At 37.6% G+C, this 15,162-nt stretch carries 18 protein-coding genes and 1 pseudogene; 8 read left to right on the top strand and 11 right to left on the bottom strand.

All coding sequences use genetic code 11. From position 1 onward, the window contains the following. Positions 1-194 precede the first annotated feature (194 nt). The 4 genes and pseudogenes from LWE_RS14920 to LWE_RS11990 form a co-directional block, all read left to right on the top strand. Positions 195-320: pseudogene (locus LWE_RS14920) on the top strand (hypothetical protein); the annotation flags it as partial. 110 nt (positions 321-430) lie between these two features. Further along, entirely contained in the window at positions 431-562 is a 132-nt protein-coding gene (locus tag LWE_RS14585) for a hypothetical protein (protein ID WP_102037889.1), read from the top strand. A gap of 238 nt (positions 563-800) precedes the next feature. Beyond that, a complete protein-coding gene (locus LWE_RS11995; RefSeq protein WP_011703084.1) occupies positions 801-1,127 on the top strand; it encodes a YuzD family protein in 327 nt (108 codons plus the stop codon). Positions 1,128-1,148: 21 nt separating this feature from the next. Further along, positions 1,149-1,382, top strand: coding sequence for a YuzB family protein (locus LWE_RS11990; protein ID WP_011703083.1), 234 nt, complete (start codon positions 1,149-1,151; stop codon positions 1,380-1,382). Between the two features lie 45 nt (positions 1,383-1,427). On the opposite strand, the gene LWE_RS11985 is transcribed toward LWE_RS11990, so the two are convergent. Both LWE_RS11985 and LWE_RS11980 read right to left on the bottom strand, forming a co-directional pair. Next, complete coding sequence (locus LWE_RS11985; protein WP_011703082.1) at positions 1,428-2,057, bottom strand: SDR family oxidoreductase; 630 nt, start codon at positions 2,055-2,057, stop codon at positions 1,428-1,430. A gap of 87 nt (positions 2,058-2,144) precedes the next feature. Then, positions 2,145-3,140, bottom strand: a complete 996-nt coding sequence (locus tag LWE_RS11980; protein WP_011703081.1) for an NAD(P)/FAD-dependent oxidoreductase — start codon at positions 3,138-3,140, stop codon at positions 2,145-2,147. A 449-nt stretch (positions 3,141-3,589) separates the two neighbouring features. Here LWE_RS11980 and LWE_RS11975 point away from each other — a divergent pair, with 449 nt between their 5' ends. Both LWE_RS11975 and LWE_RS11970 read left to right on the top strand, forming a co-directional pair. After that, positions 3,590-4,801 (top strand): NAD(P)/FAD-dependent oxidoreductase, encoded by a 1,212-nt coding sequence (locus tag LWE_RS11975; RefSeq protein ID WP_011703080.1) that lies wholly within the window; start codon positions 3,590-3,592, stop codon positions 4,799-4,801. A gap of 83 nt (positions 4,802-4,884) precedes the next feature. Further along, positions 4,885-5,706, top strand: coding sequence for a YwqG family protein (locus LWE_RS11970; protein WP_011703079.1), 822 nt, complete (start codon positions 4,885-4,887; stop codon positions 5,704-5,706). Between the two features lie 32 nt (positions 5,707-5,738). Here LWE_RS11970 and LWE_RS11965 read toward each other — a convergent pair whose 3' ends face one another. After that, positions 5,739-6,212 carry a divergent PAP2 family protein gene (locus LWE_RS11965; RefSeq protein WP_011703078.1) on the bottom strand — a complete coding sequence of 158 codons (474 nt, stop codon included), beginning with the start codon at positions 6,210-6,212 and terminating at the stop codon, positions 5,739-5,741. Between the two features lie 127 nt (positions 6,213-6,339). On the opposite strand from LWE_RS11965, the gene menI reads away from it, so the two are divergent. After that, entirely contained in the window at positions 6,340-6,711 is a 372-nt protein-coding gene (gene menI, locus LWE_RS11960; protein ID WP_011703077.1) for a 1,4-dihydroxy-2-naphthoyl-CoA hydrolase MenI, read from the top strand. A 44-nt stretch (positions 6,712-6,755) separates the two neighbouring features. On the opposite strand, the gene mnhG is transcribed toward menI, so the two are convergent. The 8 genes from mnhG to LWE_RS11920 all read right to left on the bottom strand — a co-directional run bounded on the left by mnhG (position 6,756) and on the right by LWE_RS11920 (position 14,302). Next, the gene (gene mnhG / locus LWE_RS11955; protein ID WP_011703076.1) at positions 6,756-7,349 is read right to left on the bottom strand and encodes a monovalent cation/H(+) antiporter subunit G; all 594 of its coding nucleotides are present in this window, start codon (positions 7,347-7,349) and stop codon (positions 6,756-6,758) included. Next, positions 7,333-7,620, bottom strand: a complete 288-nt coding sequence (locus LWE_RS11950) for a Na(+)/H(+) antiporter subunit F1 (protein ID WP_003722409.1) — start codon at positions 7,618-7,620, stop codon at positions 7,333-7,335. Before LWE_RS11950 ends, mnhG begins: the two co-directional genes overlap by 17 nt. Then, positions 7,617-8,096, bottom strand: coding sequence for a Na+/H+ antiporter subunit E (locus tag LWE_RS11945; RefSeq protein WP_011703075.1), 480 nt, complete (start codon positions 8,094-8,096; stop codon positions 7,617-7,619). The genes LWE_RS11950 and LWE_RS11945 overlap by 4 nt, the downstream gene beginning before the upstream one ends. A gap of 6 nt (positions 8,097-8,102) precedes the next feature. Further along, positions 8,103-9,587 carry a Na+/H+ antiporter subunit D gene (locus tag LWE_RS11940; protein ID WP_077904751.1) on the bottom strand — a complete coding sequence of 495 codons (1,485 nt, stop codon included), beginning with the start codon at positions 9,585-9,587 and terminating at the stop codon, positions 8,103-8,105. Then, positions 9,580-9,927 (bottom strand): Na(+)/H(+) antiporter subunit C, encoded by a 348-nt coding sequence (locus tag LWE_RS11935; RefSeq protein WP_003722406.1) that lies wholly within the window; start codon positions 9,925-9,927, stop codon positions 9,580-9,582. The genes LWE_RS11940 and LWE_RS11935 overlap by 8 nt, the downstream gene beginning before the upstream one ends. After that, positions 9,927-10,352: a Na(+)/H(+) antiporter subunit B gene (locus LWE_RS11930; RefSeq protein WP_003769105.1), complete on the bottom strand. Its 426-nt coding sequence runs from the start codon at positions 10,350-10,352 to the stop codon at positions 9,927-9,929. The genes LWE_RS11935 and LWE_RS11930 overlap by 1 nt, the downstream gene beginning before the upstream one ends. After that, positions 10,336-12,744 carry a Na+/H+ antiporter subunit A gene (locus tag LWE_RS11925; RefSeq protein WP_011703073.1) on the bottom strand — a complete coding sequence of 803 codons (2,409 nt, stop codon included), beginning with the start codon at positions 12,742-12,744 and terminating at the stop codon, positions 10,336-10,338. Before LWE_RS11925 ends, LWE_RS11930 begins: the two co-directional genes overlap by 17 nt. Positions 12,745-13,090: 346 nt before the next feature. Beyond that, the gene (locus tag LWE_RS11920; protein WP_011703072.1) at positions 13,091-14,302 is read right to left on the bottom strand and encodes a lmo2377 family MFS transporter; all 1,212 of its coding nucleotides are present in this window, start codon (positions 14,300-14,302) and stop codon (positions 13,091-13,093) included. 231 nt (positions 14,303-14,533) lie between these two features. Here LWE_RS11920 and LWE_RS11915 point away from each other — a divergent pair, with 231 nt between their 5' ends. Beyond that, entirely contained in the window at positions 14,534-15,118 is a 585-nt protein-coding gene (locus LWE_RS11915) for a peptidylprolyl isomerase (RefSeq protein WP_011703070.1), read from the top strand. Positions 15,119-15,162: the final 44 nt, after the last annotated feature.

Raw genomic sequence — 15,162 nt, 5'->3', positions numbered from 1 at the left:
TTGCTTCGAACGGGCCGTATGGGGTTGAGTTAGTATAGGTTTATGGAGGGAGCATGTTGTGGGGTGGGTTTTAATTTTTTGAGAGGGCGCACTTTTCGGGAAGGATTACATGCTCGTTTTACTCGCATGTATATTTGGGCCGTAACTCGCTTTGCTTCGAACGGGCACGTATGGGGTTGAGTTAGTATAGGTTTATGGAGGGGGGATGTTGTGGGGTGGGTTTTAATTTTTTGAGATGGCGCACTTTTCGGGAAGGATTACATGCTCGTTTTACTCGCATGTATATTTGGGCCGTAACTCGCTTTGCTTCGAACGGGCCGTATGGGGTTGAGTTAGTATAGATTTATGGAGGAGGGGATGTTGTGGGGTGGGTTTTAAGTTTTTGAGATGGCGCACTTTTCGGGAAGGATTACATGCTCGTTTTACTCGCATGTATATTTGGCCCGTAACTCGCTTTGCTTCGAACGGGCCAAACAAAAACACGTTCCTAAGGCTCAGAAAGGAACGTGCTCTTTCAACTGGTAAGGTTGAAAGACAATTGGGTTGCGCGCCCAATTGTTAAAGGGAGTGTTACTTATATGTTGACCGTGAAATCACGGGTACAACCTGGAGGGTTTATCTTGTTAACACACTACTGCTTTAAAGATTTGCAATGTATTGGCAATATTATAATATATCTAGAAATTTGTGTCAATTCAAACCTTTATAAAAATTCATAAAGTTAAATAGTTATGCTAGTTAAAACAGCTTAGTCGCTTTTTTGGGTAGGTTTTTGTACAATGATAATGAGGTGAAGCGTGATGGTAAATGAAGCGAAATTATATGTTTATGGTTCAACGACAATTTGTGCGAGTTGTGTCGGAGCGCCATCCTCGAAGGAAACGGAGGAATGGCTTCGAGCGGCGATTGGGCGGAAGTTTTCTGGGCAGCCATTTGTAGTGGAATATGTGGATATTTTTAATCCGCCAAATGAAGTAGCTTTGGCAGATATGGCGAATAAAATTGTTGATGAAGATTACATGTATCCTGTGATTGTGGTTGATGGAGAAATTATCGCAGAAGGCAATCCTCGGTTGAAAGATATTTATCAAGTAATGGAAGATCGTGGTTATTTGGCAACGATGTAACAGTCTAGGAGGCAAGATAAAATGAATCCAATTGTGGAATTTTGCGTTAATAATTTGGCCAGTGGAGCAGATGCGGCATTTGCGAAATTAGATGCGGATGATAGTTTAGATGTGATTGAATATGATTGCCTGACATATTGTGATTTATGCGCAACCAGTTTGTTTGCTTTAGTGGACGGGGAAGTGGTTCGCGGAGAAACAGCCGATGAATTAGTTGCGAATATATATACATTTTTGGAAGAAAATCCATTTTAATATAGAAAAAAGCGATGAGCGCGTAATCTGGCTCATCGCTTTTTATTAGTCAAAAAATTGTTTAATTGGTGTTTCGCCACTTTCAATAGTGTACGTTTTATAGAAGCTAGATTTTTCTGTTAAAGCTTCACTAATAAAATTAGCAACATCCGCACGTGGAATAGAATTTGTTGGTTTTCCAGAAACATCAGCAACTTTTCCTGTGGCCGGTTCATCTGAAAGTCCTACTGGGCGGACAATAGTGTAATCAAGTCCGCTTCTTTTTAATTCTTCATCAGCTGCTTGTTTGGCTTTTAAATAATGGACAAGAGATTCAGGACCGTTTTCTGGGTTATCCGCTCCATAAGAACTAACAATGATGAAACGTCGGACACCTTTTTCTTTTGCAATATTAATGGCTTTGATGGCGCCATCTTGGTCAATTTTAATCGTATCACTGGCAGGCGTATGGCCGCCTGAACCGGCTGTGAAAATGACTGCCTCGATTTCATCATAGGCGTAATTAAAATCTTTGGTTAAATCTGCAATAATTGGTTTTGCACCTAGTTTTTCAAGTTCGCTTACTTGTTCAGCTTTTCTAACCATTGCTCGGACAAAAAAGCCTTTTTCCATTGCAAGTTTTTCGACTAAATGACGACCGATTTTGCCATTTGCACCAATTACGAGTACATTCATTGCTAATCTCCTCCTAAAAAATATCTACAAATAACTTTTCCCGGTGAGTAAAAAATAAAACCACAAGTTACCTCGTGGTTTTGGTTGTTATTCAAATAAAGATGTGGAGTGCATTGGTTGCACGCGAGTTTTTGGGTCGATAAAATTCATTGCATTATTGACAGCAGTTGGAGCTTCACCAAACCCTGTGGCAATCAGTTTAACTTTGCCATCATAAGTGCAAATATCACCTGCGCAGTAGATTCCTGGAATACTCGTTTCCATTTTTGAATTCACGATAATGGAGTTACGCTCTAATTCTAAGCCCCAATTTTTAATCGGACCAAGGGAAGAAACAAAACCATAATTAATGATAAAATCGTCAATCTCAAGTGTTTCTGAAGTGTCACCTTTTACTTCTTGCAAAGTAATATGTGTTAATTTATCGCCATTACCGAGAACTTCGGTTGGAATAAAAGGTGTTTTAATCGTAATAGATGATTTTTCTAAATTGTTTACGCTGTGTTCATGTGCACGAAAAGCATTACGACGATGCACGATTGATACAGAACTTGCTACTTTTTCAAGCATTAATGCCCAGTCTACAGCAGAGTCTCCGCCACCACAAACGGCAACGCGACGACCAGAAAAGCGACTCAAATCATTGATGAAATAATGAATATTCTTTCCTTCATATTGTTCTGCTTCTGGAAGATCTAAGCGCCTCGGTTCAAATGCGCCATTTCCTGCAGTGATGACAATCGCTTTACTATAATGTGTATCTTTTTTTGTGATGATTTCAAATGTACCATCCACTTGCTTTTCAACACTTATAACAGCCTCTTCAAGCGCAATCGTTGGATCAAATGGTTTCATTTGTTGAATCAAATTATTAACAAGTTCCTGTGCGCGAACAGCAGGATAGCCTGGAATATCATAAATATACTTCTCAGGATAAAGTGTTGAAAGTTGCCCACCTAATTGTGGCAAACTTTCTATTATTTTCACACTCGCATTCCGCATTCCGGCATAAAAAGCAGCAAATAGCCCAACCGGTCCGCCACCAATGATCGTGATATCATAAATTTTTGTTTTTTCATCCAAAATACATCACCCCCTAGTTCCTAATTTCCCTATGAAATCGCTAAAGTTGCAATAAGCATATTTTAGCATACATTTTTAGAAAAGAATGTTTGCGGGATTGAAGATATTTATAATTTGAAAAAATGACCTAGACCAATTCTACTTTCTATAATAGAATTTTACTGAAATCAAGTCATCTCAAAGGTTTATTGTGAAAAAAATCATATACCACTCTAACCTCATACTCAAGAAGCAATCACCCCTAAGTTTCCTTCCTTGAAAATGAAACTTAAAAAGTCTATGATATAGTTTGTAAGCTATGAAAAAAGGGAATATATTGGTACTTACCATTTTCGCTTTTTTATTGTTTGCAGTAGATTTTTAGCGCAATCTACATAGGTGTAGTAAGAAATTCTTAATGCAATTTTTTTTGTGAAGAAAAATATAAGGGAAAGTAGATGTGATAACAGATGAGTAAACCAAAAATTGTCATTCTCGGAGCAGGATACGGGGGACTAAAAACTTTACGCAAGTTACAACAAAGAAACTTGGAAGCCGAAATCGTTCTAGTGAATAAGAATGACTATCACCACGAAACGACTTGGTTACATGAAGCAGCAGCTGGAACAATTGAACCAGAAAAACTAATGTACCCGTTAGATAAAGTCGTAAACACTACAAAAACGACATTTATCCAAGATACTGTAGTAAAAATTAATAAAGATGAAAAAACAGTCACACTAGGTGCAAATGGCAATATCAGCTATGACTATTTATTAATTGCTCTTGGGTCAGAAGCAGAAACATTTGGAATCAGTGGTTTGAAAGAATATGCCTTTACCATTACAAGTGTAGAGTCCGTTAAAAAAATCCGTGCGCATATTGAAGCGCAATTTGCTAAGTGGAAAACAGATCCACGCGATGAATTATTAACAATTATCGTTGGTGGCGCTGGCTTTACTGGAATTGAGTTTCTTGGGGAATTAACTAATCGCATTCCAGAACTAGTGAAAGAATATGATGTACCACGCGAAAAAGTGCGTATTTATTGCATGGAAGCAGCTCCAAAAGTGCTACCACAATTTGATGCGAAACTCGTTGATTATGGCGTAGGTGTGCTAGAAGACCGCGGCGTGGAATTCCATGTCGGGAAACCAGTCAAAGAAGCTACTGCAGACGGTGTAAAATATGCTGAAAGCGAAAATGAAGTCCGTGAAATCAAAGCTGCAACAATTATTTGGGCTGCAGGGGTTCGTGGAAACAGCGTTATTGAAGCTTCTGGCTTTGAAGCTGGACGTGGCCGTGTGAAAGTAAACAACAATTTAACCGTTCCAGGCAATGAGGAAATTTTAATTGTTGGTGACTGCTCTCTAATCATTAATCCAGCAAACGATCGTCCATTCCCGCCAACTGCCCAAATCGCAATGCAACAAGCAGATGTGGCGGCAGTAAACTTAGCTAAATTAGTAAAAGGCGAAACAGATTTACAAGACTTTGTGTATCATGAAAAAGGAACAGTGTGCTCATTAGGTGATAACGATGCAATTGGTGTTGTTTTCGGCAAAAACTTAAAAGGCTACCCAGCTTCCGTTATGAAAAAAGTCATTGATGACCGCGCACTTTTACTTATTGGTGGTTCAGGCGTTCTTGCTAGTAAAGGTAAATTTAAATTTTATAAATAAGCATTCTAGAAGTGCCATATCTATTTTGACAGATATGGCGCTTTTTTCATGGTATAATTAGAAAAAAAGAAAGAAGGTTAGTCATGGAAGAACTTTTTGATATACTTCCTAGCGAATGGGCAGAACGATTTTTAGAAACTCAAAAAGAAAGAATTGAATTAAGCCTTAAAAAAGAAGGGAAACTTTCTCTATTACAAAGTAAAGCTGGTGGTAGAGGATACTTACCAAAAGAACAAGGTTATCCTACGAATGAAGAAGGCGACCCACTTTCACTATTAGCACAAATTAATTTTGCAGAAATGCCACAGATGGAAAACTACCCAGAATTTGGTCTGCTTGCTTTTTATGTGGATGTTCAAGATGATTTATATGGACTTAATTTTGAGAATCCAACAAGACAAGAAGGCTTCCGTGTGTTTTACTTTGATGATTTAGGAAGTGAAAGTTTAACTGCAGAAGAACAAGATATGTTTTTTGTAGATATAGATAAAACTAATATTTATCCAATTGTTGATGGAGAATATAAAATCACTGGTCAAGTATCTGACCAAATTTTATTACATGATAGTATTGAATTTGAACAAGAATTTGGTTATAGTTTTTTTGATCTTTCCGAACATATTTTAGGTGGAGATGAAGAAAAAGCGGAAAAACTGTATAATCTTATGTCAGAAGAAAGTCAATTAGGTGGCTATCCGTTTTTCACACAAGAGGATCCGCGCACATATACAGAAAATCCGCATCATGATACTTTATTGTTTCAACTAGATAGCGAGTATAATGAAGAAGATGGTGTAATTAACATTTTGTGGGGAGACAGCGGTGTTGGAAATTTCTTTATCAATAAACAAGATTTGATCAACCGTGATTTTTCCAATATTTTGTATAACTGGGATTGTTCATAAAAAAAGCCGACGCATATTAGTCGGCTTTTTGATTACATAAATATTTCTAAAATAAACCCGATTGCGACACCTGTCAAAGCTCCAAAGAAAACTTCCATAGGTTTATGACCAAGTAATTCCTTCAGATGCTTCGTTTTTTCTTCTTGTTCAGGTGCTGCAAGTCCTTTTGCATGTTCAACGAAGTCTTGGAAATCAGTTACTAATTTGTTTAAAACTACTGCTTGTTCGCCGGCCTGTCTTCTAACACCGGTCGCATCAAACATCACGATAATACCAAATACAACCGCAATCGCGAAATAAGGCGAATCCAGTCCGTATTCAATTGCGAGTGTTGTCATTAAAGCAGTAACAGCAGCCGAGTGAGAACTAGGCATACCACCAGTGGAAAACATTAATCCAACGTTAAATCTCCGGTAAACTAATATATGTATCGGCACTTTTACCACTTGGGCAAAAACAATCGCAATAATAGATGCAATTAATGGTGTATTCGTAAATATCGACATCAAATCTCTCCTGTCAAAAAGTCTATTCTTATTTTACCACAACAAGCTTGTTAAAAACCTTTTCTAGAATTTTTCTTCTAACTCTTATATAATAAAGTATAAATCAAATTCGGAAAGAAGGGAACATATGGGACTTCAAGAAACCATTGGGATTGAAATCATTTCAATAGAAAAAGGAAAAGCAGTCGTTCAATTAGAGGTAACAGAAAAAGTGCACCAACCATTTGGCTACTTGCATGGCGGAGTTTCTGTAGTTTTAGCTGAACATGCAGCAAGTATAGGGGCGGCAAAATCAATTGAGCCTGATGAAATCGTATTTGGTTTAGAGATTAACGCCAATCATTTAGCATCAAAGCAAGAAGGACTAATAACAGCAACTGCAGAAGCTGTCCATCTTGGTAAAAGTACACAAGTATGGGAAATTAAAATAACTGATGAAACCGATAAATTAATTTGTATTAGTAGATGTACGATTGCCGTTAAAAAGAAGCGAAAATAATAAGCATGGCAGAGATCAGATGATGAACTCTTGCCATGCTTGTTTTATTTCTCTGTTTCATCTTCGTCTGCTTCTGTTTCACTTTCATCTTGCTCAATGATTTCATGCTCAGAATCATCTGACTGTTCTTCAATCGTTTGTTCCTCGCGTTCACGATCTTGTTCCTCTTGATCCTCCCGCTCATCAATTTTTTCTTCTCGTCGTTCCCATTCCATTCGTTCTTCCAATTCTTCTCGTTCTTGTCGTGCTTTTTCAATTTGTTCTTGACGAATAATAAGACTTTTCTTCTTCTTGATGTCGTTTTTTTTCACGGAACGCAATTGGTCACGAATTCGAATAGCTAGCGGAACACCTGTATCATAAGCGGCCCGGTTAATAAGATGGGAAGCCACTGGTGTAGTTAAGAAAATAAACAATACTGCCAGAAGTACTCGCGCATTAAAACCTTCACCTGAGTGGAAAAAATAACCAACCGTTGCAAAAAGAAGTAAACTAACGCCAAATGTATTACTAATCCCAGCTGCATGAGTTCTAGTATACACATCTGGTAGTCTAATAACGCCGATTGCAGCAAGAATACTAAGCAAACCACCAATTAAAATCATGATAGAAATAATAATCTCAATTATCACGTTCACGGTCAATCACCTTTCCTTTCTCAATAAATTTGGCAAAGGAAACCGTTCCAATAAAGGCAAGAAGCGCAATAAGTAAAATAACATCCAGAAAGGCATGTGTGTCATAAAACATCGAAAGTAGAGCAACAATTGCCACTAAATTCATTCCGATAGAATCGAGCGCCACCACTTTGTCAGAAGTAGTTGGTCCTTTTAAAATACGGTAAAGATACAAGAAAGTTGAAATTGAATAAAGGAGTAAACCAATGGATAAAGCTATTTGAATAATCATCCGTGGAACACCTCCATAATCGCACCTTCATATGACTTACGAATCGTCGCAATTTCTTCTTCAATATTGGGTACATGGAGTGAATGCACATAGATTGCTTTATAATCATCTGAAATATCAATGGAAAGTGTTCCAGGAGTTAATGTAATTAGCAATGCGAGCATAGTTACTTCCCAGTCAGTTTCAAGCGTAGTATCATATCTGAAAATCCCTGGTCGAATGTTCATATCTTTCTTCAAAACAATTCGACTTACATGAACCGTGGAAACAATTAAATCATGTAAGAAGCGGAAAACCAGTTTGACAAGGGCGAATAACCGAAAAAGATAAAATCTGGTGCCAAGGAAGCGTCGCATAAATAAGAGCAAAAATATCCCGATAATAAAGCCAATGATAAATGTTGCAAAACTAAATGATGACTCAAGAAACATCCACAAACATGCAAGTATTATATTAAGAATAAGTTGAAAAGCCATCTTTTATCACTCCTTTATCACCGCTTGAATATAAACAGAAGGGTCAACAAGTGGGTCAACCGCCTGTTCGATAAACGGATAGATTGCGTTACTAAACACACCATAACCAATGGAAATCGCAAGTAAAATCACGACAGGTACAAGCATTTTTTTATAAGGGATTTGTAAATTGAATACCCCTTTTTTCTCACCCCAGAAGCCTTTTGTAAAGACTTTAATTAAAGACATAAGAACGAATAAACTTGATAGTAAAACGATGATTCCGCCAACAATTTGGCCAGCAGAGAAAGCTCCTTCTACAATCAAAAGTTTTCCGATAAATCCGCTGAGAGGCGGGATTCCAGCAAGACCAAGCGTAGCAATAAAGAAAACCCAACCAAGTGACGGTTTGACGCTCATAAGCCCGCTGAATTTTTTTACACTAGAGTAACCAGTAATCGCCATAACAATCCCAACAATAAGGAAGAGCGCGGCTTTGATGATCATATCGTGAATTAAGTAAAATACAGCGCCGGTCATCGATTCACGAGTCATAATCGAAACACTAAACAAGATAATACCAATCGCAATCATAATATTGTAAATCACAATCGTTTTCATATCGTAATAACTAATTGCCCCAATAACACCAAGAATAATCGTCACAATCGCGAGAATTCCAAGTAACGGAACAACAAAGTCAGTGAGTGAGCTAAAGAATAGTGTGTAAGTTCGGATAATCGCGTAAACTCCAACCTTTGTCAAAAGTCCGCCAAATAAGGCGAGTACTGGAATTGGCGGTGCAAAGTAAGAACCAGGAAGCCAGAAATAAAGCGGGAAGAGCCCGGCTTTCAGTCCGAATACAAACAAGAAGAGTACTGCGACAACACTAATCATTCCAGTGTTCACACCATTTAAGTCCGTAATTTTTTGCGAAATATCCGCCATGTTGAGTGTGCCAATCATCGAATAAAGCAGTGCAATCGCTACAACGAAAAATCCAGAACCAACCACATTAATTAGTAAATATTTTATCGTTGCTTTAAGTTGAACTTGTGTCCCGCCAATGACAAGTAACACATAAGAAGCCATCAGCATAACTTCAAAGAATACAAACATATTGAAAATATCCCCAGTTAAAAACGAACCATTTACCCCAACAATCATAAAGAGAATCGCTGGATAATAAAGAAATTTCTCACGTGGCTTCCCAATCGTATAAAAGGAGTAAAGAATCACGCAGAAGAGAATAATGCTTGTCGTAGCAGTAAGTAAAATCGCAAGCATATCGCCAACCATCGTAATTCCAAATGGAGCAGCCCAGTTACCAATGTTAACAGTTGTAATTCCATTTTCTCGAATATAAAAAACAAGAAATAGTGATGCTACAACCAGAATACCACTGAAAATAAGGGCAAATATTCGTTGGACGATAACTCTTTTTGGAAGTAACATTAAAGTAATTGCTCCAAAGAAAGGTATCAATATCGGCATTAAAATTAAATTATTCATCATCGGCTTCATGTCCTCTCGTCTTGGATACACTCTCGCTATCAAGCTCCTGATACGCTCTATAAGCAAGAACAAGGAAAAAGGCAGTTACACCAAAGCTTATAACAATCGCAGTTAAAATAAGTGCTTGTGGGAGAGGATCATTGTATGTCCCAGCTCCCGGTGTACCAAGAATCGGTACGCGCCCTTTTTTGAGTCCGCCCATTGTTAGTACAAGTAAATTGACACCATGACTTAGGACAGCTGTTCCAATAATAATCCGTAGCAAACTTTTAGAGAGAATTAAGTAGACAGCAGCAGCAAAAATCAAGCCGATTAATATAGACATTAATAGTTCCATCAGTCACTCTCCCCAATCGTTTGAATTATCGTAAGTGTCACACCAACAACGACTAAGTAAACACCAAGGTCAAACAGAGTCGCTGTGTGGAGGGCAGTATCTCCTAAAATTGGCAAATCAACATGACCAAATTTATGTGTTAAAAAAGGATCTCCGGTGAAAATACCAATCATTCCAGTGCCTAGAGCAAAAACAAGACCGACTCCAGTGAGCATAATAGTATTAATATTGAGCATACTAGCAACCGTTTTTGTATCATAAGCAAGTAGTGTTAAAGTAATTGCACCTGCTGTTGTAAGACCAGCAACAAACCCGCCGCCAGGATTATAGTGTCCTGCAAAGAATAGGTGAAGTGAGAATAAGAAAATAATGAAAGCTACTACTTTCGTCACATTCCTAAGTAGAACGTCATTCGTTTTCATCATTCTCACCTCGTTTCGTTAGTCGTAATTTTATCATCGCATAAATACCAATTGCGGCAATAGATAGTACAGCTGTTTCAAACATTGTATCAAAGCCACGGAAGTCCACTAAGATAACATTAACAATATTACGTCCAGCTGCTTCTACATATGCGTTATCCACATAGTATTTCGAAATAGAATCATAGAACGACGTATTATAAGCCGATAGCGAAACCAGCGTAATAATAATTCCAACCCCGATACTCAAAAATGTCTTCATTGATAACCATTTCGGCTTTTCCTCAATATTACTGAATTGGGGAAGATGATAGAACACAAGTAGATATAGCACAACGGAAATAGTTTCAATAATAAGTTGTGTCAAAGCAAGGTCAGGCGCTCTTGAAATAACGAAGAAAATACTAATCGTATAGCCCATCGCTCCAAGCAAAATAATGGATGTAATACGCGATTTTGAAAAGACAATTCCAACTAAAGTTACTAAAATAACTGCTGCTAAAACAAAATCAACGACTGTCACTTTTGTCATACTCGAAAAGTTGAAATCAAGTGCATTTGTAAAAATCATCACCGAAGCCATCATTAAGATAAAAGCGGATAACATATAATTTAAGTAAGTTCTGAGCCAACCAGTCATAATAAACATGGTCATCCGGTAGGAACCTTGCTCTAAATAGTACATCCCATTATCATATGTTTTTCCAATACGTAGTGCTTTTGGAACTCGGGTAGTAATCCAAGGTTTCCAGTATTTGTGTGTAAGGAACAACAAAATTCCAACAGCAACAACGCCAAACGTCATCAATAAAGCAGGTGTAAAGCCATGCCATAAACTAATATGAATAGAAAAATCAGTAGCTAGTCCTGGAACAATTGCTCTTACTGCTGGTTCCAAAATCGGCTTCGCAATTAAATTAGGGAATAAGCCAATCAATACAACAAAAATGGATAAAATAATAGGTGGTAAAAGCAGCCCGAATGGTGCTTCATGAGGTTTTTTCGGAAGTAAGAAAGGCTTCACTTTTCCAGTGAATGTTTTGAAGAAAATTATCATACTATAAACAAATGTAAATACACTAGCAACCCAAGCCACAACTGGAAGTAAAATGCCCCAAGTACTTGCATCAAATAACTGCAAATGCGTAATATTTATCATGCTTTCAAAAAACATTTCTTTACTTAAAAATCCATTAAAAGGGGGAATCCCGGCCATTGCAAAAGTTCCGATAAATGCAATTGTCGCTGTAATAGGCATGATACGCATTAAGCCGCCTAGTCGTCTAATATCCCGAGTGCCAGTTTCGTGATCGACAATACCGACCATCATAAACAAGCTACCTTTAAATGTTGCATGATTAAATAGATGGAATACAGCTGCCACAATAGCCATCACATAAATGTCATCACTAAGCGTATCAAAATGAAGCGAGGCAGCTCCGACACCAAGAAGAGCCATAATCATACCGAGTTGACTAATTGTCGAGTAAGCCAAAATCGCTTTTAAATCATTTTTCTTCGTAGCATTAAGTGAACCCCAGAAAAGCGTTGTAATCCCAACGAGTGATACCGTCCAAAACCAAACACCTGAACTTGCGAATAGAGGTGTAAAACGAGCCACAATATAAATCCCAGCTTTAACCATCGTAGCAGAGTGAAGATATGCGCTCACCGGAGTAGGTGCTTCCATTGCGTCTGGAAGCCAAATATGGAATGGCACTTGTGCAGATTTCGTAAATGCACCAAGCAAGACGAGAATCATTGCTGGAATGAATAAACTGTTGTGACTAATTATATCCGCGTTTTGAATGATGGCACGAATAGAAAAAGAATCACTCATAATATGAAGTAAAATAAAACCGCCAAGCATCATTAGTCCGCCAAATACAGTAATCATCATCGATTTACGAGCTCCATAACGTGAACGCTCACGATGGTACCAATAGCCAATCAATAAGAACGAACTAATCGAAGTAAGCTCCCAGAAAAGATACAACACAATCAAGTTATCACTCAAGACAACCCCGAGCATTGCGGTCATAAACATAAATAAAAATGTATAGAAATTGCTAAGTCGTTCTTTCTTTTTCCCTAAATAATAAATAGAGTAAAAAGTAACGAGTGAACCAATTCCAGTAATAAGTAGTGCAAATAGTAAACTTAGCCCATCAACCACTACTGTAAAATTAATTCCAAGTCGTGGAATCCAAGGCATTGATACAATTGTTGCCTCGTGCATAGTCTTTGGAATAAAAGTTAAGAAGTAAATAAACAATATCACTGGAATTGGAAGTACTAACCAGCCAGTATGAACTTGTTTAGTCCACCGATAAAATAGTGGAATTAGCAGCGCCACAATAAACGGCAGAAGAATTGCTAAATGAAGAAATGACAAAATCGGCTCCTCCTCGAAGAATTTTTATACGGAAACTCATCCTGGAAATGTGAAAATAAGAATAGGGAAGTCATTATTTTTTAAGCAAGTACTTACATTTAATGAAACATAGCTCCAACTAAATTATTAGAAAGTAGTGCTAAACCTTCAAATTTCAATAACCTTACCATTCACGAAGTACCCAAATAAACGCCGTACTTTTTATATTTTTTATTATAACATACTTTTTTATCTGAAAAAAAGGCAGGAAACTTAACTTTATAAATCAATTTCTACAATTTTAAAAAATAGTTAAATAGGAAGAAGAAAAAAATAAACCTAAGAAAAAAACTTAGGTTTACTTTGATTAATCAACATTAACATGCCGTTTTCGGTCAGAATGAAGTGCGTAAAGTAAAATGAAAAATGCAAGTAGAAACATAAAACTCATAAATAGGAAAACGCTTGGAATGCCTGTATAACCAGCGAGAGTACCACCAAGAATAGGTCCAATAACATTCCCTAGAAAACGAGCGCTTTGATTATAACCTAGCATTTCACCTTGCATGACACCTGGAGCTGCCAGTCGAATATATGCTGTTGTACAAGGCACCATTCCGCCAATCGCAATACCAAATAAAAAGCGGAAGAAAACAAATACCCATAGATTTGTGGCGAAAGCTTGCGGTATTACAAAAACTGCTGCCATAATTAATAGGATATTTAAAATCTTTTCATACCCGTATTTATCACCAAGTTGTCCCCATTTCCGTGTCATCACTAAATTCCCAAAGCCAGTCGCAGAAAAGGCCAAACCTGATAAGAACGCAATGTTATTTGAATTTGTCATATCGCCTACATAAAGTGCAAGAAGCGGTTGAACACTAAAGTTTGCAATTTGGATAAGCGCTGTAATGACCATCACGGTAAAAAGAACACGAAGCGTAAAAATTTGTTTTAAAACCGCACGGCGAGAATATACTACTTTGGCAGCTTCTTTTTGCTCTTCTGTTCGGATTTCTTTTACACCAAAAGCAACAAGCAAAGCCGCAACCATCATTGCAATCCCCGTTATCGTAAAAGTATCTTTAAATCCAAATAAATCCGCCATCGCGCCACCAATAAGTGGACCAAATAGCATACCGGTAACCCCACCTAGTTGCAATGTACCAAGAATTTTCCCAGCTTCATTACGAGGTGTTTGACGCGCAATAAAGGCATTACTCACACCAATAAAACCTGTTACTACACCCATGAAAATCCGCAAAATAAGTAAGTAAGTGACTGAATGCGCAAATCCCATCAAAAAAATACAAATGGATAAACCGACCGAAGTCAAAATCAAAATACCTTTATAACCGTGCTTATCGCCAATACGTCCCCAAATCGGTGAAAATATAAATGCAATTAAAAATGTCACGCCAAAAATGTATCCGGCCCACCTTTGCACGTACGCATTGCTATAATCACCAAATGTTTCAATGTAGAGAGATAAAAATGGCATAATCATTGTCATACTGGCTGACATCAGCAAATTTGCCAACATTAAGATGTATAAATTCCTTGTTCGAGTTGTCATAAAAGAATCATCTCTATTCGTATTATTGTTAAAACTGTCCTTTTCATTATAGAATAAAAGGGAGCGAATGAAAAATAAAGTGAAGGATGTGCATTTTTGGTTAAAAAAATTGTCATTTGGGTTTCAGCTGTTATACTAGTACTGTATCTGGTTGCTGTCGTTGTTAATTTACTTATTATTTGGCTACGTTAGTAAACAATAAATTTAAACAAAAGAAGGAGTTTTTACAATATGACTTACCCGCAATTATCAAAAGAAGTAGCACCTAATGAAATTGAAGCAGAAATGATTACAAACCGAGGAACTATTCGCATTAAATTGTTCCCTGAAATTGCACCAAAAACAGTAGAAAACTTTGTTACTCATTCTAAAAATGGTTACTATGATGGACTTATTTTCCACCGTGTTATCCCTGAATTCATGATCCAAGGTGGCGACCCAGACGGCCGCGGTACTGGTGGCGAAAGCATTTGGGGCGAGGCTTTTGAAGATGAATTCTCTACAGAAGCTTTCAACTTACGCGGAGCTTTATCAATGGCAAACGCTGGTCCAAACACAAACGGCAGCCAATTCTTCATCGTTCAAAAACCAGATATGCCTGCTGATATGCTTGGTCAAATGGAACAAGCTGGATTCCCAGTAGAAGTTATCGAAGCATACAAAGAAGGCGGAACACCATGGTTAGACGGCCGTCACACAGTTTTCGGTCATGTCATCGAAGGCATGGACGTAGTAGACGAAATCGCAAACTTACCAACTGGCATGCAAGACAAACCAGTGAATGACGTTGTGATTGAGAAGATTAATATTAAATAAAACAAAAAACAAGTTTTTCATGAACCAACATGAAAAACTTGTTT

Origin of the sequence: Listeria welshimeri serovar 6b str. SLCC5334, from assembly GCF_000060285.1 — a bacterium.
GTDB lineage: Bacteria > Bacillota > Bacilli > Lactobacillales > Listeriaceae > Listeria > Listeria welshimeri.
This window is presented reverse-complemented; position numbering and strand designations above follow the sequence as displayed.